We start from the raw sequence: 20,124 nt of genomic DNA on the forward strand, positions 1-20,124 counted from the left end.
CACCCCATAATCATCCCCCCTGTCTGTATATATATCTTATCTCTTTTCAAGCGATTGCTTCCGACTTTTTGTGTTATGTTTTGTCTTGGCTGAAAGATTATTAAATAGTCTGCACATTAGATTGCTATTTATTTATTATTTAAAATTGATCTCAATCTAATTATAACATATTTTGTAAATATACTATTACTTATGGTCCGTTATTTTCACTTATAAAAATAACCCTAACCAAGTAATATTAATGGTTAAGGTTATCTTCAAAGGAAGCTCCTTGTCACATATGTTGGAATAAATAAGTTCCTCTAACCAAATCTAAGATTTGAAGTGTCACTTATGGTACAATTCTCTGTAACTATTTTAAATGAGTTTTTCCATTTTATTGTTATGTATATATTTTATATTATTAAATTAGTTTTGAAACATAATCTTTTTATTTCTAAGTTAATTATCAAGATCAAATTTTTTGGAATTCATATAGAAATTAACGACAAAGAGAAGAAGCACCCATCCGACAAATGACAGTGCTTCACTCTAGAATAAAATATTAATTTAAATTCATCCAATAGCCCTAAAACAAAATAATCACTCTGTGAAAGCTGGATTATATGCTTTTGTTCTAAGGATTAGCTTAATGTTAGCGCACTAAGCTTTTCTTATTTATATAATATCAATTTTTTATGAGAAATAAACCTATATAATTTTTTAGGCACATGAAAGAAAATAATAGACAAACATACTGGTCTATTATTTCTTTGAATGTGCCTTATATTTAAACTTATGTAATTATTCTCAATAATTCACTTAGAGATTTAATTTCAATAAAATTTTGTTATTAATATCAGCATCTTATTTACGATTTATAAAAACTGGTGTAAAGCCAAAATTTTCAGCTCCAAGAATATCAGCTTCAAAATTATCCCCAATGAAGTAAACTTGCTCCATTTCGATGCTAGCATCACACTCTTTAATATCATCAAATACAATTTTAAATAAATCTTTATGTGGCTTCCTTATCTTATAATCCGCACTAAAATGTACATTAACAAAATATTTTTCTAAATCATATTGGTTAATGAAATTTTTCATTACATTCTTTTTAAATATGGAATTACTTAATAAATAAACTGGAATTCCTAACGACTTAAGTTGCTCTAAGGTAGAAATAGTGTCATTAAATAATTCAGTGGTATTTATCTCAAGTGCACAATTAAATATAATTTCTTCTAGTGGATGATTCGCTTTAAAACCATATTTATTTTTGAAATCTAAAAGTTCATCTTCAAATGCTAATTCTGAATTGTCCTCGCTTCTTTTATCATAAAGTTTTTTCCAATGTGTAGCTGCATACTCTAGAAATTCAACTTTATCAGTATCTTTTGATAAAATATTTTCATGTAGATAACGTAACCCTGAATCAAAATCAAATTTGATATCATGAATCAATGTCTCAAATAAATCAAAAACAATAACTCTAACTTTTATCATAAAACCCCCCCACAAACCTCTGATAAGTCATGCAAATATAATGGATAAATATTTTTTATGATATTTGCATTTTCTTCATTTGCCAAAACTACTTTAACTTCCAAAACCTCATGGATAGGCAAAACTATCATATTTCAGGCATTAATGAATATATCTAATTTTATTATTAATTTAACATATTCTTCTAATAGGAAACTTGATTTTAAATTTTTTTGTGACACTTTAAATTCAATTATCTCAAACATGTCTGAATCTACAATAAAAAAGCCTGGTAAATCCTATAAGGCGTTTAGTGAGAAAATTAAAGAAGCGACTATTAAATTTTATTGACATAATTAAGATATAGGGTATTATTTTTAATGTATTTTACTATTTATAGTTCAAGTTTTAATTATATTTTTATAAAAATAAGATAGGTCATATTTACCTATCCTAACAAACTATTCTATATCACCTAAAAACATATCCTCTAATTCACACATAAACTTCATATATGTCAACATAAATTTGAGCCATGCATCATATCTTCCAACTCTTAAAGAAGATTCTATTGCATCATAATAAAAACCTTTATCCTGGTTTCTAATAATTATTCTAGGATATCCTTTTGCAGTTAAAAGTCCATTCATTAACAGTCTGGATAATCTTCCATTACCATCCATAAAGGCATGAATCCTTACAAAATCCAGTTTGAATTTTAAAATATCCACTAATTCTTTTTCACTGCTGTTAAACATATCAACTGCGTGTCTTAATTCTTGACTAACTTTATCTGCTGATGGAGGCACTATTGAACTATTAGAAATATAAACCTGCTCACTTCTAAAATGTCCTTCCCATGTATTATTTTCTAATGTGTTGAAAGTAATATCCTTATGAATATCCAAAATAAATTCTATACTCAAATCATCTCTTATAGAGAAATTATCTCTTATTGCTCTGTTTAACTGAATAACTTCCGTCTGAGATCTTAAATCTGCATCCTGAGCAATCCCTTCTAAAACTGCTTTAGTCTGACCTTTGGTTAGTGTATTTCCCTCTATTTTATTAGATGTATACACTTCTAAATATGCTGTTCTATCATTAAATGGCTTAAATCTATATCCATCAATAATTTTTATCATTTCCTTTTGAGAAAGACTGCAGTTCTTTATATTATAACTTTTAAATTTAACTTTTTTAAAATTAGTAAAAAACTGTACATCCCTTGCCTTAAAATCATCCATGTTTCTGCCGCCTCCTAACTATTTGTTTTTATATTTTTTATCTTTCATTCATTAATTTACTTTATCTTATAAAGAATTATAACATAATATATATCTTTCATTAATAAAACTACATTTATATTGTCGTAATATATGAGCAACACTTATTCTAAATGAATAAACTTTATTGAATCATATATACAATAATACTTTTAATATTGTTTGAGTCAAGCACTCCTTGGACCAATTATATTTTAATACGCTTATAAACATTAATTTAAAAGCTTTCTTTTGATAATTTGAAATACACTTATAGGTACACTTATTCCAATTTCCTTCTATATTATTAGATTAGTTTTGAAACATGATCTTTTTATTTCTAAGTTAATTATCAAGATTAAATTTTTTGGTATTCATATAGAACTTAATGGCAAAGAGAAAAAGCACTCATCTTGCAATAATTAGTGCTTTACACTCTCAAATTTAACTATTAAATTTATCCAATAGCCCTAAAACAAAATAAGCACTCTGTGAAAGCTGGATTATCTGCTTTTGTTCTAAGGCTTAGCTTAATGTTAGCTCACTAAGCTTTTCTTATTTATATAATATTAATTTTTTATGAAAAATAAACCTCTATAGTTTTTATTTTTAAATTTTCACTTTATTAAATTATAAATCGGAATTTATCGACTTTAATATCGCTCCTTTTCTACAAATACTCTTCCTTCAGTATCTGACTAATTTTCTCAGCGCCTTTATCAACAAATTTATCCATATCTTCTTCTTTTAAATATATATATTCTCTCTCTAAATTCTCTCTTTCACCACTATAAAAACCTATTATATACTCTCGCCTAGTATCAAATGCATCATCACCAAAAAAATCCATATAGTGATTATTAAATCCAACAGCATCCTTATAAATTGAAAAAGCTCTAAAGTTAGGATTTTTTTTAATGTACAGGAAATCAAGGTCATACCAATCTTTTTTTAATGTCCATATCCACTCTGTCATATCTTTATCATATAGAGATTTAAATTTGTTCTTACTCGGACGAACTATTTCATCTACCCACATAATATCAGTTAATAGATGTGTCAGATACCCTATATAAAAAGATTTCTGTTTGCTACTATATCTAGTTCTCTGCTCAACTTTAAAAAACTGCTCAACATATTCGTCTAAATGAATGTTTTTTAATCCGTCTAAATCTGTTGTTTTAAAATGCGAAACCTCAGCGCTTGGAGTAAAAACCGACCAATCTTCATTTGGTATACCACTATCAGGTGCTATATTTCCAACTACAAACTCTGTATATGAAAGATTAGATATTTCATTCAGCAATTTGTCTGCGATTCGTATATGTACCATCCAAGAAGCCATTTGAATCCTCCTTTTAATATATAAAAATATCCTTAAGCAAGTTATATCAGTATCTAAAGTTATAAACCTCACTTATTTATGGTATGGGTTCACCATAACAACTTTAACGTAAACTTATCAGCTAAAACGCTACACAATTTTATAATACGGCAAGCTAATTATATCATATATGTATATTGCTTCCTTAATCGTCCCATATGAATTTTTAATAAATATAAATTTTCCATCACAAACTTCACAAGCAAAAATAATCTGATCTTCATTTTCTTCAATATATTTTAATCTAAATTTTATACCTTTATATTTTTGAATCCAAAGGCGATCAACAAATATTCCTTTATTTTGGAGACTTATATTAAATTCTCCACCTGTATACTTGCATCTATATTTACCTGCAATATTTTTAAGTAAATCAAAGTTACTTATGGTCCCTTTAGCTATTGGCTTAATTTCTATGGAGGTATTTTCACAGAATAAAATGCTCTTTATTCCCTTTAATATTTTTGATATAGCAATTGTATCATTATTTCCTAATAATATAGCTATATAATCATTTCTAAAATCAACCCATATATTAAAGATATATCCACTTATTAATCCATTTGCACACATTTCATTAGCTTGTTCATCATTTACAAAACATCCATATCCAGACCAAGCATCCATGTACCAAATATGCCCATAAGGTGTCAGCATCTTTTTTAAGGTTTCGGGAGCAATAATTTTATAACTTAATAAAGATTTTATCCATTTTAATATATCTTCAGCACTAGAATAAAGAAAGCTACTTCCATAAGCTCCACTAATATCATAATAGTCAGCATTTATTATTCCTTGTCCCGAATAAGAATATCCTTGTGCAAGCCCTTGAATTATATCTTCATTTCTTGATATCCCTGTATTTTTAAGTCCAGCAAGCTTAAATATGTAATTCTTATAAAATTGTTCAATATCCATTCCGGACACTACTTCAACTATCTTAGCCAATAAAACATAATTGGAATTACTATATTCAGCTCTATCTCCTTGTATAAAATCTAACTCTCTTTTATTTAGCCTATCTAAAATAATATCAAAGGTTACAGATTCACTAATTCTATATTCTTGGAAATTAGTATGTTCAGGTATCCCTGATGTATGTGAAAGAAGGTGATGTATTGTTACACAATCTGAATGCTTATATTTAGGAATATACTTTATAATACTATCTTCAAGTTTTAATTTGCCATTCTCATATAGCTTAAGAATTGATACGGCTGTAAATTGTTTTGTAAAACTGCCAATTTTATATTTTGTACCTACTGTATTCATTATTTTATACTGTTCGTTAGCATAACCATAGCCCTTTTGATGTAGAATATTGCCTTTTTCATAGACAAGTACTGTTCCAGAAAATCTATCGGCCTTAGACCAAGAATCCATATATTGTTCTAGTTTATTTTCTATTACTTTCATAATTATCTCTCCTCTACTTTAACTTGAGATGAATTATAATACTTTAAATTGCAATTTTATCAACATAAGTAATATGCTCATAATTCACATACTAGTTTTGATATTAGATATTCATGGTTTTTTTGGGCTAGATGCTTTTGTAAGCGAATTCTGCTATATACAGCTCTCTAAAACCTAGACTATCATATAATTTCCTAGCATTATTTCCAATAACACACCATAACAACACTTCTTTATAACCTCGATTATATATTTCATTGCATAAATACATCACAAATTTTTTTCCTATGCCATGTCCTTGCAAATCTGTTCTTACTGATATGCTGCCAATCTCATTTCCTTCTAAATGTCCATGTCCAGCAATTTCATCATTTTCTTGGTATGTAAAACGATTAGCTGCATCTGCATTCCACGCTTGCCGATTTTTTTCACTTGGCCGTTCAACAATAGAATCTGGAAAATCTCCTACTTTAATACGCATTTCATGAAATGCCTGTGCATACAAAGCATGACTTTGTCGATAGTCTTCATCAATATATAACCTTACAGGCAACTCGCTAATTGCAAACCTTCCTTCTGTGTGTTTCATATAAGCACTTGAAAATTGTCTCTCATAGCCGAACCTCCTTGCGAACCTTTTTGACACCTCATTATCAGCATGAAAATTTGTCATGATTTTGCTTGCTTCTTTATGTAGCTTATTTTCTCCATACTGAACCACAGACTGTCCTATTCCTTTCCGTCGATATTGTGGTGCCACAAATACAATTAAACAAGATGTCTTTTTTCCTGGTATTATTAGTGCTACTGCAACAATTTTATCTTCTATGTATGCAACAGTCAGTGTTTCTGGTTTATTCTGCAATGCCCATAAAAATTCTTCGCTTGTTTCCACATCTTGAAGTAACATTTCCCTTACCACAGCATACTCATTTTGATTTATTTCTTTATATAGAAGTTCCATTTCCCTTTTCTCCTTCAATAATTATATCTCACATAAATTATTTGGTAAATCATTCAAATAGGAAAATTCCTTAACCACATTATAACTTATGGTATGGTTCCTTGTTTATTATTCTAAATTATTATATGTTATGTAATGAATTTATCTCAACACATACTAGCTAAGCTTTTCAGCTGTGATTCTAGCATATAAGTAATAGTAAAACATTAATTATTCATTTCTTTTGATTTACAATATTAAAAATGCTTATTACTTTTTCTTTTTAACTACATAGAATATTTTGTATGCCTTATCATCAATTGGTGATAATTTAAAATCTTTATATCTACTCATTATTTCAAATCCAGATTTTAAAAGAAATTCATCCATGTCATCAACAGAATACGCCTTTTGAATATGAGTCTCTGATTCATTATTACCAAAATCAAAAACAGTTTTACCTATTTTATTCTCCTTATCATATTCTAATATCTGTTTAAATTTCATTCCATCAAACTCTCTATCAATTACTCCAAAATGTTTTTCTTCATATAAAACTGGAGTGTTTATATCAAAAATAAAAACGCCATTGTCATCTAAATGCTTTAAAATATTTTTCAGTGTTTTTTCCATTTTTATATGGCTTGTTAAATAATTAATTGAATCAAATGCACAAGTAATTATTTGAAATTTTTTATCAAAACTAAAATCTTCCATATCAGCAACCTTAAAATCAATTCCCTTTGTATTTTCTCTTGCTACATTAATCATGTCCTCAGAAATATCAATTCCACTAACTTCAAAATTTTTACTATGTAATTCTGAAGCAAGTATTCCTGTCCCACAAGCAACATCTAGTACAGAATGAACATTTAAGTTATAAGTATCTATAACCTTAGAAATTAAATCTATATATTTAGAACTGTATTTCCCCCAATCCTTACCGTATAATTTTGATAATATTTCATATGGTTTCATGTTTAAGTTCCCCCCTTTAATATAAATAACAACTAATAATTATTGATTATTTTATATATTTATCATACCAAATAAATCAATTAATTCTTTTAAATAAAGGCTATATTTTAATATAGTGTTGAAATATAGCCTAAAAAAATTATAGATGGGATTGTCCACCTATAATACTCAATAATTGAACAATACGAAGCAATTAATTAAATATATAATTACATTGATCTACAAATTTAATAAATTGAATATGTCTCATATTCTTTTTCAAAATGATATCCTAATTTCTCTGCAAGGGCTACAGACTCTAAGTTTGATGCATCCCAATGAGGATAAATATTTTTGTTAAGACAGTCTAATATTAACTTGGAGGCACAAGCCAGTGCTAATCCTAGTTGTCTATATTCTTTTTTTGTTCCAATGGTAATATCAATACTACCTTTGCAATAACTGTATGAAGACGCTCCTGAAATTATCTCACCATCATTAATAATCACATATCCAATTCCATTTTTCAAAAATTTCTCCAAGGATGAATAATTTGAACAGCAATCCGCCATAAATTCATCTTCTAATACCTTGTTATAGTTAGATTCATCTATTTTCTCTATGTGAAACTTGGGTTCAACAGCCTCTATAAAACCCTTAAGTTTATCCCTTTGAAAAACATCTGGTTCCTTTTTTATTTTATATCTGATATATTTTTTATGATTATTGGAAAAGTAGTTTTCAATAACTGAAACCCCATAATTACTATATGATACAATAATTTTCCTCTTAAATTGCTCAAGTAATTTTTTTATAGTAACTTTATCACTCATATCTTCAGTACATCCCAATAAAAAACATAAATCTGCAACGACAACCATTGCAATGGATGGCTCGTCCTTACTATCAACCCATGCTCTCCCCATGCTTCCTTCAACACATGACCAAAGTTCAACATCTAATTGCCTTTCACACAACGGACGAAGACAGTACATTTCCTCTTTTGATAACTCTATCATAAAAACACCCCCTAAAAATGAATATTAAATTCAATGACAAATCGAAATGTGCAACATTGCTTGTTATAAATAGGTTATTACATTGCAATAATTTACTATTGTTCATTATTATTTACTTTATAAATCTATTACCTGTATTTGTATAAAATATTGTAAATATTATTATAAAAATAAATAGTGCAAGACCAACATTAAATATTGCTTTCACTACTAAAACATCACTTAATACAAAAAGAGTTATACAGAAAGCGATACCAAACATAACTTTTCCCATATATCTGCATAGAGACTTTGTATCATATTTCTCTTTTTCTTCTTTAGACATTGTATTAAACCCTGCAATTAAAAAAGAACATTTACCCATTGATAATGCGACATCCACTAAAGCGAACAAAGTAATTATACTTATTTTACCAATCATAAAATCACCTCTAATTACATTTATCTGATTACTACCAACTGTAACACCTCCATCCTCTTACAAGGTGGAGGTTAACAGTTGCTACACCCCTAGATTAACTCATCTAACCTTCAAATGTTGGAAAGGACACAATCTGAAGGAAGATTCGTTCTATAATTATATTTTAACCAATTTTTCACATAATCACAATATATAAACATATTGGTCTAACATAGACAATAAAAAAAGTAGCCTATAATAGACTACTTTAAACATATACTTCAAAAATATCTTTATCTTGAATATTTACTCTCTCTTCTCTAAACTCTTTATTCTTATTAAAACTAAATATAAGTAAGTACCCCTTATCTAAATCATGAATATCCAAATAATCACAAAGCTGCTTTAATCCAGCCTCATGGTATTTTTCACCCCTCCATATTTTCATCTCAATTATATATTTAAAATTATTATAGGTTATCACTAAATCCAACCTTTTTTCTTCTGATATTTGAACTTCTTTTAAAGCAAATCCAACACCATTTATGATCGGAGTAATAAATGCCAAGAATATTAATCTTCCTTCTCTTTCTATAAAATTACTATCTACTGATGAATAATTTTCTTTCATATATTGCTTAAATCTTATTAGTATTTTCTCTATATCTAAACCATTTTCAGGGGTAATAAAATTATTCTTAAAATTGTATAAGGTCATATCCTTAGTTTTAGTTCTTAACTTTGAAACCATATAATTATATATAACTTCTTCAAAAATTTTATTACTTATACAAGCTCCATTTGAGCTATTTTTAAATATTCCATAAGTGACTCCTAGATTTATTACTGGATCTAGAATATTAAATATTATAGTCTCGTTATTTACTAGTATTCTATTTACTAAATCGTATAGCTCATTGTTATTTTCAAGATTTTTTATAATACTTTGAAATAAAGTGTTATCTTCGTTAGTTATGAGTTTAACTGCTCTTTGAACATCTTCTTTAGTCCAAGTTTCTTTACTATTATTATATATTCTTTCATCTATAATCTGACAAAGTCTACTCACTAAAAAAGGGTATCCATTTGTAAAGAAATAAATTTCCTCACTAATAACTTTTATATCCATAGTTATGTTATTTATGCTTGAGTATTCTTGAAGCATTGTAGAAATCTCTTTAGGTGAAAAACTCATATCTACATTAAAATCTACAGCTATATTCCAAGGAGAATTATATTTTGCTTCTTCTTCTGGTCTAAGTTTTAATTTAAGACTTTTCACATCATATAAACCCACAAGAATTACTGATTTAAAAGTATAATCTTCCTCAACTTCTCTAGCTAAATACTTATTTCTAAGCATTCCTATAAAACTTAAAAACAGTTGGTTATTTGAACTTTTATCTACTTCATCTATAAATAAAACAACTTCTTTTTTTGCATCTTGTACAAATCTTGTTATAACTTCCGATGTCTCTTCTAAATCCTTAACATCGTCACTTAACCTTAAAAGTCTTTCACTCTCTTCTCTATTACTAAAGCTTAAGGCTTTACTCATTATCTTTAAAAGCTTATTACAAAAATCATGTTCATTTTCAAATACACTGTCTCCAATACCTTCGAAACTAACACTTATAACTAAATATTCTTCCCTTAATGATTTTTTAAGTTCACTTAAAGTTGTAGTTTTACCATATTGCCTTGGTCTATTTATAGTAAAATAAAATTCATTATCTATTAGCTCTTTTATTTCCTTAAGCTTATTCGCTATATCAACCATGTAATGCTTTCTAGTGACACATACACCTGTAGTATTAAATCTCTTTTTCATAAATACACCACCTCACTTCTATAAGATATAATTATATCATAACTAACACTACCTTTAATATTACTTGAATACTTAATATTATAAAGAATAGCTAGTAAAATAATAAAACTTCACTAGCTATTCTTTATAAATTTTATATATACTTTTCATGCCTAATAGTTATACTCTAAAATAAGTTAATCATCCAACATTTTGTTTTCTATCTCCATTGTTATCCTTGATATAAATTCATCCAATGGTACGCTTCCTTCATCGCCGTTTTTTCTACTTCTAAGAGACATATTTTTAGCATTCTGCTCTTTTTCACCTACAACAATAATGTATGGTAATCTCTCATTTCTAGCCTCTCTAATTTTATAGCCTATTTTTTCTACTCTATCATCTAATTTAACTCTTATATTATTTTCCTCTAACTTATTTACTATAGATTTTGCATAATCATTATATTGTTCTGATATAGGTAATACTTTAACTTGAACTGGTGATAACCATGTTGGAAACTTACCTTCAAAATGTTCTATCAAAATCCCAATAAATCTTTCTATACTACCAAAAATTACTCTGTGTATAACTATTGGTCTGTGCTTTTCACCATCACTTCCTACATAATGTAAATCAAATCTTTGTGGAAGTTGAAAATCTAGTTGAATAGTTCCGCATTGCCATGTTCTTCCTATACTATCCTGTAAGTGAAAGTCAATTTTTGGTCCATAGAATGCTCCATCCCCTGCATTTACCTTGAAGTCCATATTCATTTCTTCTAAGGCTCCTTGAAGAGAACTCTCTGCTAATTGCCATTCTTCATCGCTTCCCATAGAATTTTCTGGTCTTGTTGAAAGTTCCACATTATATTTAAATCCAAAGCTTCCGTAAACTTCATCTATAAGTTTAGTTACACCCTTTATTTCATCTTTAATCTGCTCTGGTAACATAAATATATGAGCATCATCTTGAGTAAAGGCTCTAACTCTCATAAGTCCATGCAATGCTCCTGATAATTCATGTCTGTGAACTCTTCCAAGTTCTCCTGCTCTTATTGGCAAATCTCTATATGAATGAGTTTCAGATTTAAACACAAGCATTCCACCAGGACAGTTCATTGGTTTTATTGCAAATTCTTCTTCATCAATGTTTACAGTGTACATATTCTCCTTATAGTGAGACCAGTGTCCTGATGTCTCCCAAAGTTCCTTGTTTAATATCATAGGAGTCTCTATCTCAACATAACCATACTTATTATGAAGTTCTCTCCAGTATTCAATTAACTTATTTTTTAAAACTACTCCATTAGGAAGAAAGAATGGAAATCCTGGACCTTCATCCATTAATGAAAATAGCTTTAATTCTTTACCTAGCTTTCTATGATCTCTTTTCTTAGCTTCTTCAAGCATATTCAAATATTCTTCAAGTTCACTTTTCTTACCAAAGGCTGTTCCATATATTCTTTGAAGCATTTTATTTTTTTCACTACCTCTCCAATAAGCCCCTGCAACTGATAACAATTTGAAAGCTTTTACCTTTGAAGTATATGATACATGAGGGCCTGCGCATAATTCTATAAAATCTCCTTGCTTAAAGAAAGTTAATTCTTCACCCTCAGGCAAATCATTAATAAGTTCTTTTTTATAAGGCTCTTCTTTTTCATCCATAAGCTTTAAAGCTTCTTCTCTAGACATGACTGATCTTTCTAATCTTAAATTTTCTTTTACTATTTTCCTCATTTCTTCTTCAATGTTCTCTAGCACTTCCATAGTAAAAGTTTCTTCCACATCAAAATCATAATAAAATCCATTTTCTATTGCAGGACCTATGGCCAATTTTGCATTTGGATATAATCTCTTTACCGCTTGAGCAAGTATATGTGAAGCAGTATGCCTTAATGCCTTTCTTCCTTCTTCTTCATTACAGTCAATTACATTTCCGTCTTTTAATACAACTTTTAACATAAATATCTCCTCCTTTAAAATAAAAAAAACTCATCCCTAAAACAAGGGACGAGTTATATCGCGATTCCACCCAAATTACAAAAGCATATTTCAAATTACTTTTGTCACTCAACACCATTAACGCTGGCTCACGGAATTACCTACTAAACTTCAATAATCAACTCCAAGGTAGTTTTCAATAATACTTATTTAAGAAACCTTTCAGCCTATGAGTTTCTCTCTCTTTTAACAGCCCCTTATTTACTCTTCCTTATCATAGTTTTTAAATTAATTCTATTTAAACAAAAAAAACTCATCCCTAAAACAAGGGACGAGTTATATCGCGATTCCACCCAAATTACAAAAGTATAATTTCAAATTACTTCTGTCACTCAACACCATTAACGCTGGTTCACGGATTCACCTACTAAATTTCAGTAATCAACTCCAAGGTAGTTTTCAATAATACTTATTTAAGAAACCTTTCAGCCTATGAGCTTCTCTCTCTTTTAACAGCCCTTTATTTACTCTTCCTTATCATAGTTTTTAAGTTAAAATGATTTTATTACAAATCATTCATATTGTCAACATATAATTTGAATCTTTTTAATATTTAACTTTCACTGGTATCTGAATTTAAGTTAACCAATCTTCTTCATTTTCCTTATTCCAAATCCCATCTATATAAGATTCCCTTGGATTATCAATTACTTCATATCTATTCTCTTCAATCCACTTAAAAGCATATAAATAAGACTCCCTTAAATTTGAATATGTCCCTTTATGAAGTATACAAACTGCCATTGGAACTCTATCTATTTCTTTGAATTTGAAAATATCCGTATCTTTTTTTTAGCTCTGTTACAGCTTCACATATCTCTACATCTATATTTGATTCTTTATATTCACCATCATGATAAACATTAAAGCAATAATTTGGTTCAGCATAAACACATCCCAATCTCTTCATTTCCCTGCTCACTATATCTGTAGATATACTAAAAAGCTCCTCATAATTTTTTATAATTTTTCTCATTGATGCTATCTTAACCTTAGGTAATTCCTTAATAATTATATCTTTCATATTTTCTTCTCCTTTTAAGTTTCCAAGATAACTATGAAGTTTAAGAAGCTTATACTGCTGATTTTTTATCACATTCATTATTTCTCTTTCCTTAGATATTAAAATTTCTTCAGCTTCACTAGGATTATTTATTACTTCTTTTATTTCATTTAATGATAACCCCATTTGTTTTAAATTTATTATTTTATGAAGCTTTGGTATTTGATCTGTTGTGTAATATCTATATCTTGTAAATTTATCTATATATTCTGGTTCTAATAAGCCCATTTCTTCATAGTATCTTAGAGTTTTTGTGGTTACTTTATTAATTTTTGAAAACATTCCTATTGAAAACATCTCATCACCTGCGCATTAGATTTGATACTTTAAGTTTAAGCTTTACCCTTACGTTAAAGTCAACATACAAATTTAAAAATAAATTCCATATTACTTTTATCATAAACCCAATTCCTCATTAAGTGTATATTACAAATTGTATCTATAACGATTTTCGTATCTTATACTTTGAAGTATATTCTCATCTTCCTAATATCTTAGCGTATGATTATATATGCTAAACATAGATAAAACTTTACCAATTGTTTTATAGTCTAATTCAAGATGTTTTACCAATTAGAGATATAAGGAATTTTAGGAAAATACAATGTTACTTTTTAATTTATATGTAAATTATGATATAATTGGTTAACATTATAATAATTGATAGGAGAATGATACTATGAACAATCAAGAACAAGAAAAAGAACAAAAAACTTCTAGTTTAGTGCAAGAAAAATTATTAAAATCTAGGTCAATCATCATTTCTGGAGAGATAAATCAAGCTTTAGCAGAAAAAATAACTGCCCAGCTTTTAACTCTACAAGAAATGAGTGATGAACCAATAAAGTTATTCCTAAACAGTCAAGGTGGACATGTTGAAGCTGGTGACACAATTCATGATATGATCAAATTCATTAAACCTCGTGTTATTGTAATTGGTACTGGTTGGGTTGCAAGTGCTGGTATTACAATTTACCTTGCCGCTGACAAACAAGATCGTTATTCTTTACCTAATACTAGATATATGATACATCAACCATTAGGTGGATTTAATGGTCAAGCTACAGATATTGGTATTGAAGCAGAAGAGATATTAAGAGTACGTAAGAGACTTAATAACATAATCAGTGGTGCCACTGGTCAACCTTTAGAAAAAGTAGAAAAAGATACAGATAGAAATTACTGGTTAAGCGCTCACGAAGCAGTTGATTATGGAATAGTAAATAAAGTTATTTCAAAGTATGATGAATTAACTAATCTATAATATAATGTCTATCACAGTAACACCCCCATCCTCTTGCAAGGTGGGGGTGTTACCTGTGCGTTATATTCAATAATATTTTCAAATTTACTTTTTCATTGAATAAAAACAGCTATAAGAAAATTTCTTCCTTATAGCTGTTTAATTAAATTGCTATTATTTTTTCAGATGCCTAATCTAAAATTATGTTAAACTATTTCTTATTTCCTTTAACTTACTTAAAAGCTGAAAAAAACGCTTCAAATAGTCATCATATTCTTCCTTTTCAAGAATTTCATAATCATCAGAAGCATACCTTCTACTAAAATAAAAATCCTTTAAATCTCTACATAAACTCTTATATGCTTTAAGTTCACAATAATCTTTAAGATATAAGACTTCCAGGAGCTTAACTAAATTATGTTCTCTATTAACTATGCCATATTTTTTAGTTATTATACCCTTTAAATTCTTTTCAATGCATTGTTCACAGTGAACTAAAACACCATCCTCAAGACTTTCAATATCCTTTGTATTAACAATAAATTTTTCATCCACATCTGCAAAATAGAACATATCTCTAGTTACCAAATTACCAGCTCCTTATATCTACTAAATCTTTTAATATTGCTTGCTCAAAAGATGGGTGAGATGAAATATCTAGGAATCTATTCTTTGTATAGAGCTTTATGTCAACTTCTCTATTTAGTCTTAAACACTCTATTTCATCTTCTAAAAAATGTCTCAAATTTCTTAGCTCTCTTAAAGATTTTTCATCATCTATCAAAACTAAAATATCTATATCACTATTTTTTGAATATTGACCCTTTGATACAGAACCAAAAAGATATACTTCTGAATTGATTATATGTTTAGATATAAGATTTTTTATTTCTCTTATTTCTTCTCTTAAATCAAAATCTAATTCATATTCAACATTACTTTTCACTATTATCCTCCAATTAAAAAGGTATAACTAACTCTTGTAGTCTACCACCAACATAACAGATATTTTCTATAAATATTCTTCAATTATTTTAAGATAATTATACCATAAGTAATACTTTCTTTTAATACTATTATCTACTTTGCTATGCTTTAAGGCACATTCAAAAAAATAACAAGTCAGTATGACAGTCTATTTCGTGTCATACTACGTCAGTAATATTAGCCCATAGCCTGCTATGAACTAATATTACTTCCTTGTCTGACCCCCATCTTTGACTTGGTATTTTCTTTCATGTGCCTTAATTAAAGAGTTATCCCTGGAAACATTAAGTTTTTTTCCACTTCATTATAACCAAATAATTTATAAAGTCCTACTGCACGTTTATTTAATTCCCATACCTCAAGTTTTGTTTTATTCAATCCATTTGACAGAAAATGATTAAATATATACTTTATTATGTTTTTTGATAATCCTTTTCCTCGTTTTTCTGGTAAAATAAATATGGTTTCAATATAACCAAAACCATCCTTTTCAAAAATGGTACATCCTCCTTCTAATTTGCCATCAACCAAAAAAGACAGGTTTTTAAAATACATTTGCTTCTCGTGTTCTTTAAATGCATCTATATCCAATGGTGTTACAAAGATTTCATCATATATTGCCTTATATTCCATAAGTTCTTGAGTGGAGTTAAATTTTATCTCTCTTACTTTTATACTTTCAGGCAAAATATATGTAAAGTTTTTAGAAATACCTGCCTCCATAATAATACTGTAATCTTCCCCAAATCCATTTTTAATATAAAAACCTAGTTTATCCTTATTATATTCAAAGCCAGAATATATTCTAGATTTTAAGTCTGGCCTTTGCATCCGAAGCTCTTTAGCTCTTAAAAATACTTTATCAAATAACTTTTGCATAACTTCATCACTCAATTGCTTGTCCACATTGTCAGCAATATTAATATCTATAAAAATAAGATAAGGTGTTTCATATGCTTGATGATAATTTATTGTTGGATATGCATAAGCACTTCCCAAATAGTTTTCTTTATCACCAAAAGCCAAAAATATATTTTCTTTGCTATTACCATATTGGTCTTCTTTTGAATTATATATTTCAATATTCATTCAGTTGCCTCCAAATTTATTTTCTTTTTACCGGAATCCATACTTCACAAGTATAATTATCATATTGGTCATCATCCCAAAAATATTTTTCTATACAAGGACCTTCTATTTGTTCAAATCCTAATGAAGGAAACCATTCAGAATATATACGTTTCCATATATCTTGTATTAAAAGCTTTTGTTCTTGTCCACCTTTCCCCTCAAAAACAGCCCATGTATTTGCTGGTATATCTAGTACTTTAAATCCTTGTGTTATATTTTTTTCAGTAAACTCCCCACCCATCATATATCTTCTACTACCATCCTCTTTAAAATCATAGTAAATTCCATCTAACAAATTCATTTTATGATATCTTAAAATTTCATTAATCTTAGAATGGGTTCCATCTTTAAAAATTCTATCGCAAAATTCTGGTATTTCTTTATAACATGCATTATCAACTATTGTTGTGAAAAAATCTATTCCTAAAACCTTAAATTTATCCTTTTCAACTATTCTATAAATCATTTCACATTCTCCTTTAATGGATATTTGAAATGAGAGTTTTGGAAAAGCTTTAATTCTTATACTGTCTTTTTTTAATGCTGACGGAGTTTCCATGTAGCCTTTGAAAAGCCTTGGTAAAAGCATCTGGACTTTCATAGCCATATTTAAGAGCTATATCAACAATCTTTAAATCTTTTGAAAGTATAGCTTCTGCAGCAAGCGTTAATCTACGATTTCTTATATACTCAGTCAATGTAAATCCAGTTAATGCATGAAATACACGTTGAAAATGATACCTTGATGTAAATGCAGCCTTTGATATTTCATCAATATTTAAATTTGAATCTAAATTGTTTTCAATGTAGTCAATTGCATTATTAAGACACTTAATTATTTCCAAATTTCATACCTCCACTAAAGTATATAAAAATATAAGATGTTATTCCCGTCTTATTGTGCTTTAATTTGTCTGAATTGATTTATTTATATATATTGGTTAATTATACCATTATAAGCAACATTTTTTCTATTCTTTATTAAACTAATAAGAAGTCCACATAATAAAACCTTCTTAATTTACTCTAATTGTTTATTTCTATTAGCTCCGTACTCTGCCTTGAATAATTATTCGAACTTCATACAGCAAAGATTTTACCTTTTCTTTTTCTGTTAAATGAGCAACTTCTATTACTCTTTAAATTTTCCTAATTTTTTTGTTATTTAAATACAAATTTAATATTTATATGTAGTATTGTTTTTTTAATATATGTATGCTATATTATGGTTAAAGTTTAATGATAAATTTTAGGCGAAAGGAGTGAATTTTTTTATGCAAAAGTTATATGAGGTGGTTTTGAAATAATTGTATATAGGTTCAAAAGGAGTTTTTTAAGAGTACTTAGTATACTCTTTATTTGTTATACCTTTTGAACAACTTTGATTTAACCTTTCAGTCTTAATAGTTAGTATTAAAATTCACGGTACAGGTTAGCGTGTATTTTTTATGCCCAAATATTAGGTATACCACAGTAGGTTAATCTTGCTGTGGTATTTTTATATACTTTTTTATGCTAATTCATTGAAAACTTCATAGTAACTTTAGGCACATTAGGCTTTAAAATTTTAGTAGGCTTAATGCTTTCAATCGAAAAGGAGACTTTATGAGTTTAGAAAAGTTAGGATGGAATAAATATTTTGAAAAGAATTTTCAACCCTATTTAGAGAAAGGTTTCTGTGCTGCAAGAGTCATGACACAGCACAAAGGGAATTATATTGTATGTTCTGAAAAAGAAAGTTTCAATGGCAAATTGAGCGGTAAGTTTATGTATAATGCAGATGTAAAAAAAGATTACCCTGCAGTTGGTGATTGGGTTGCCATTAAGAGGATTAATGATACTGATGCTATTATATATGCTATATTGCCAAGAAAAAGTTACTTTGCCCGTAAACTTGTTATATCAGGTGGAAGAAAAATGAAAAATGGTATATTGGTTGGAGGAAATATAGAAGAACAAATTATAGGTTCAAATATAGATACTGCATTTATTGTAAGTGGTCTAGATGATAATTTTAATATAGGTCGAATCGAAAGATATATTACCTTAGTTCGTAGTAGTGGAGCAACACCTGTTATACTTTTAAATAAATGTGACCTTTGTAATAACATCTCTGATTATATAGAAAAAATAGATAGTATTGCTAATGGTATATCTATTTACTCCATAAGTGTATTAAATAACATCAATATGAATATATTTAATAAATTTTTATGTTGCGGCAAAACAATAGTATTTCTTGGTTCTTCTGGAGTAGGTAAATCTACAATTATTAATTATATTTTTGGTGATGAAATACAAAAAACAAATGAAATAAGTAGTTCTAATGGTAAAGGTTGACACACCACCACTAGTTCTCAGCTTTTGCAGCATAGCTCAGGCTGCACAGTTATAGATACTCCCGGCCTCAAGGAACTACAGTTATGGGCTGATGAAGATATACTTTCAGAGAGCTTTCAAGATATATACTCTTTGATAGACCAATGTAAATTTAGAGACTGTAAACATGATAAAGAAGTTGGATGCGCAATTAAAGCAGCCATTGAAGATGGAAAATTAAGTATTGAAAGATTTAATAGCTACAAAAGCCAATTAAAAGAACTTAAAATTCTAAAAGATAAGAAAAAATGCTATGACAACAGCAGAATAAATAAATCTAATAAAAGAAATATGAAAAGAGGTTATGTCTAATGTAAACTTAAAGCTTGAAGTTTATAAAAAATGAGAATGTAAGTAGGTTTGTGTAAAAACAAATCTACTTTTATTTTTTTGTATGTGTAACTGGTATTTATGGTAATAATATCTATAAGAATATTTTTAAGGAGCGTAAAAAATGAGAGAAATTCAAGTACCAGATATAAATTTAAAGGATGAATTAGCAAAGTGCAGAGATATGAATGACATTATTGGGAAAAATGGATTAATGCAAAGACTATTTGGAGGAATTATTGAACAGTTTCTAGATGTTGAGATGGATGAACATCTTCAACGTGAAAGATATGTAAGATCTCAAGGTGATTGTAAAAATTATAGAAA

General features: G+C 28.2%; 20 protein-coding genes, 1 pseudogene and 2 other annotated features. Of the genes and pseudogenes, 4 read left to right on the forward strand and 17 right to left on the reverse strand.

Going from position 1 to position 20,124, the window contains the following annotated elements; all coding sequences use genetic code 11:
- Positions 1-846 precede the first annotated feature (846 nt).
- From BM119_RS17565 to BM119_RS17620, 12 genes are all read right to left on the reverse strand, one after another.
- Entirely contained in the window at positions 847-1,485 is a 639-nt protein-coding gene (locus BM119_RS17565; protein ID WP_090043022.1) for an HAD family hydrolase, read from the reverse strand.
- 440 nt (positions 1,486-1,925) lie between these two features.
- Positions 1,926-2,711, reverse strand: a complete 786-nt coding sequence (locus BM119_RS17570) for a Fic family protein (RefSeq protein WP_090043023.1) — start codon at positions 2,709-2,711, stop codon at positions 1,926-1,928.
- A 688-nt stretch (positions 2,712-3,399) separates the two neighbouring features.
- The gene (locus tag BM119_RS17580; RefSeq protein ID WP_090043025.1) at positions 3,400-4,074 is read right to left on the reverse strand and encodes a zinc dependent phospholipase C family protein; all 675 of its coding nucleotides are present in this window, start codon (positions 4,072-4,074) and stop codon (positions 3,400-3,402) included.
- Between the two features lie 129 nt (positions 4,075-4,203).
- Positions 4,204-5,529 (reverse strand): serine hydrolase domain-containing protein, encoded by a 1,326-nt coding sequence (locus BM119_RS17585; protein WP_090043026.1) that lies wholly within the window; start codon positions 5,527-5,529, stop codon positions 4,204-4,206.
- A gap of 127 nt (positions 5,530-5,656) precedes the next feature.
- Complete coding sequence (locus BM119_RS17590; RefSeq protein WP_090043027.1) at positions 5,657-6,493, reverse strand: GNAT family N-acetyltransferase; 837 nt, start codon at positions 6,491-6,493, stop codon at positions 5,657-5,659.
- Between the two features lie 249 nt (positions 6,494-6,742).
- Entirely contained in the window at positions 6,743-7,450 is a 708-nt protein-coding gene (locus BM119_RS17595) for a class I SAM-dependent DNA methyltransferase (RefSeq protein WP_090043028.1), read from the reverse strand.
- A 227-nt stretch (positions 7,451-7,677) separates the two neighbouring features.
- A complete protein-coding gene (locus BM119_RS17600; RefSeq protein WP_090043029.1) occupies positions 7,678-8,448 on the reverse strand; it encodes a GNAT family N-acetyltransferase in 771 nt (256 codons plus the stop codon).
- Between the two features lie 112 nt (positions 8,449-8,560).
- On the reverse strand, positions 8,561-8,869 hold the full coding sequence (locus BM119_RS17605) for a DUF3784 domain-containing protein (RefSeq protein ID WP_090043030.1): 309 nt from the start codon (positions 8,867-8,869) through the stop codon (positions 8,561-8,563).
- A 247-nt stretch (positions 8,870-9,116) separates the two neighbouring features.
- Positions 9,117-10,679: a P-loop NTPase family protein gene (locus tag BM119_RS17610; RefSeq protein ID WP_090043031.1), complete on the reverse strand. Its 1,563-nt coding sequence runs from the start codon at positions 10,677-10,679 to the stop codon at positions 9,117-9,119.
- A 176-nt stretch (positions 10,680-10,855) separates the two neighbouring features.
- Complete coding sequence (gene thrS / locus BM119_RS17615; RefSeq protein WP_090043032.1) at positions 10,856-12,625, reverse strand: threonine--tRNA ligase; 1,770 nt, start codon at positions 12,623-12,625, stop codon at positions 10,856-10,858.
- A gap of 41 nt (positions 12,626-12,666) precedes the next feature.
- Positions 12,667-12,891: a binding site (T-box leader), on the reverse strand.
- A 37-nt stretch (positions 12,892-12,928) separates the two neighbouring features.
- Positions 12,929-13,154, reverse strand: a binding site (T-box leader).
- A gap of 86 nt (positions 13,155-13,240) precedes the next feature.
- Positions 13,241-13,408 carry a GyrI-like domain-containing protein gene (locus BM119_RS20295; protein WP_242948458.1) on the reverse strand — a complete coding sequence of 56 codons (168 nt, stop codon included), beginning with the start codon at positions 13,406-13,408 and terminating at the stop codon, positions 13,241-13,243.
- A gap of 7 nt (positions 13,409-13,415) precedes the next feature.
- On the reverse strand, positions 13,416-14,009 hold the full coding sequence (locus BM119_RS17620) for a MerR family transcriptional regulator (protein ID WP_242948459.1): 594 nt from the start codon (positions 14,007-14,009) through the stop codon (positions 13,416-13,418).
- 397 nt (positions 14,010-14,406) lie between these two features.
- Here BM119_RS17620 and BM119_RS17625 point away from each other — a divergent pair, with 397 nt between their 5' ends.
- The gene (locus BM119_RS17625; RefSeq protein WP_090043033.1) at positions 14,407-14,991 is read left to right on the forward strand and encodes an ATP-dependent Clp protease proteolytic subunit; all 585 of its coding nucleotides are present in this window, start codon (positions 14,407-14,409) and stop codon (positions 14,989-14,991) included.
- Positions 14,992-15,171: 180 nt separating this feature from the next.
- Here BM119_RS17625 and BM119_RS17630 read toward each other — a convergent pair whose 3' ends face one another.
- From BM119_RS17630 to BM119_RS20305, 5 genes are all read right to left on the reverse strand, one after another.
- Positions 15,172-15,558, reverse strand: a complete 387-nt coding sequence (locus tag BM119_RS17630; RefSeq protein ID WP_090043034.1) for a HEPN domain-containing protein — start codon at positions 15,556-15,558, stop codon at positions 15,172-15,174.
- A 1-nt stretch (position 15,559) separates the two neighbouring features.
- Entirely contained in the window at positions 15,560-15,916 is a 357-nt protein-coding gene (locus BM119_RS17635; RefSeq protein ID WP_090043035.1) for a nucleotidyltransferase family protein, read from the reverse strand.
- A gap of 302 nt (positions 15,917-16,218) precedes the next feature.
- Positions 16,219-17,046, reverse strand: coding sequence for a GNAT family N-acetyltransferase (locus BM119_RS17640; protein ID WP_090043036.1), 828 nt, complete (start codon positions 17,044-17,046; stop codon positions 16,219-16,221).
- Between the two features lie 16 nt (positions 17,047-17,062).
- Positions 17,063-17,554: a GyrI-like domain-containing protein gene (locus tag BM119_RS20300; protein ID WP_242948460.1), complete on the reverse strand. Its 492-nt coding sequence runs from the start codon at positions 17,552-17,554 to the stop codon at positions 17,063-17,065.
- 49 nt (positions 17,555-17,603) lie between these two features.
- A complete protein-coding gene (locus BM119_RS20305) occupies positions 17,604-17,933 on the reverse strand; it encodes a helix-turn-helix domain-containing protein (protein ID WP_242948461.1) in 330 nt (109 codons plus the stop codon).
- Positions 17,934-18,693: 760 nt separating this feature from the next.
- Here BM119_RS20305 and rsgA point away from each other — a divergent pair.
- The 3 genes and pseudogenes from rsgA to BM119_RS17660 all read left to right on the forward strand — a co-directional run.
- Positions 18,694-19,428, forward strand: coding sequence for a GTPase RsgA (gene rsgA, locus BM119_RS17650; protein WP_090043037.1), 735 nt, complete (start codon positions 18,694-18,696; stop codon positions 19,426-19,428).
- A 24-nt stretch (positions 19,429-19,452) separates the two neighbouring features.
- Positions 19,453-19,779, forward strand: coding sequence for a ribosome small subunit-dependent GTPase A (locus BM119_RS17655; RefSeq protein ID WP_090043038.1), 327 nt, complete (start codon positions 19,453-19,455; stop codon positions 19,777-19,779).
- 142 nt (positions 19,780-19,921) lie between these two features.
- Positions 19,922-20,124: pseudogene (locus BM119_RS17660) on the forward strand (IS256 family transposase); the annotation flags it as partial.

This window comes from Clostridium frigidicarnis (genome assembly GCF_900111985.1).
Lineage (GTDB): Bacteria > Bacillota > Clostridia > Clostridiales > Clostridiaceae > Clostridium_Z > Clostridium_Z frigidicarnis.

Coding starts and splice junctions, on each gene's coding strand:
- BM119_RS17580 (WP_090043025.1), bottom strand. CDS start 4,074: ATGGCTTCTTGGATGGTACATATACGAATCGCAGACAAATTGCTGAAT.
- BM119_RS17640 (WP_090043036.1), bottom strand. CDS start 17,046: ATGAATATTGAAATATATAATTCAAAAGAAGACCAATATGGTAATAGC.
- BM119_RS17595 (WP_090043028.1), bottom strand. CDS start 7,450: ATGAAACCATATGAAATATTATCAAAATTATACGGTAAGGATTGGGGG.
- thrS (WP_090043032.1), bottom strand. CDS start 12,625: ATGTTAAAAGTTGTATTAAAAGACGGAAATGTAATTGACTGTAATGAA.
- BM119_RS17605 (WP_090043030.1), bottom strand. CDS start 8,869: ATGATTGGTAAAATAAGTATAATTACTTTGTTCGCTTTAGTGGATGTC.
- rsgA (WP_090043037.1), top strand. CDS start 18,694: ATGAGTTTAGAAAAGTTAGGATGGAATAAATATTTTGAAAAGAATTTT.
- BM119_RS17570 (WP_090043023.1), bottom strand. CDS start 2,711: ATGGATGATTTTAAGGCAAGGGATGTACAGTTTTTTACTAATTTTAAA.
- BM119_RS17565 (WP_090043022.1), bottom strand. CDS start 1,485: ATGATAAAAGTTAGAGTTATTGTTTTTGATTTATTTGAGACATTGATT.
- BM119_RS17610 (WP_090043031.1), bottom strand. CDS start 10,679: ATGAAAAAGAGATTTAATACTACAGGTGTATGTGTCACTAGAAAGCAT.
- BM119_RS17590 (WP_090043027.1), bottom strand. CDS start 6,493: ATGGAACTTCTATATAAAGAAATAAATCAAAATGAGTATGCTGTGGTA.
- BM119_RS17600 (WP_090043029.1), bottom strand. CDS start 8,448: ATGATAGAGTTATCAAAAGAGGAAATGTACTGTCTTCGTCCGTTGTGT.
- BM119_RS17625 (WP_090043033.1), top strand. CDS start 14,407: ATGAACAATCAAGAACAAGAAAAAGAACAAAAAACTTCTAGTTTAGTG.
- BM119_RS20295 (WP_242948458.1), bottom strand. CDS start 13,408: ATGGCAGTTTGTATACTTCATAAAGGGACATATTCAAATTTAAGGGAG.
- BM119_RS20300 (WP_242948460.1), bottom strand. CDS start 17,554: ATGATTTATAGAATAGTTGAAAAGGATAAATTTAAGGTTTTAGGAATA.
- BM119_RS17620 (WP_242948459.1), bottom strand. CDS start 14,009: ATGTTTTCAAAAATTAATAAAGTAACCACAAAAACTCTAAGATACTAT.
- BM119_RS17585 (WP_090043026.1), bottom strand. CDS start 5,529: ATGAAAGTAATAGAAAATAAACTAGAACAATATATGGATTCTTGGTCT.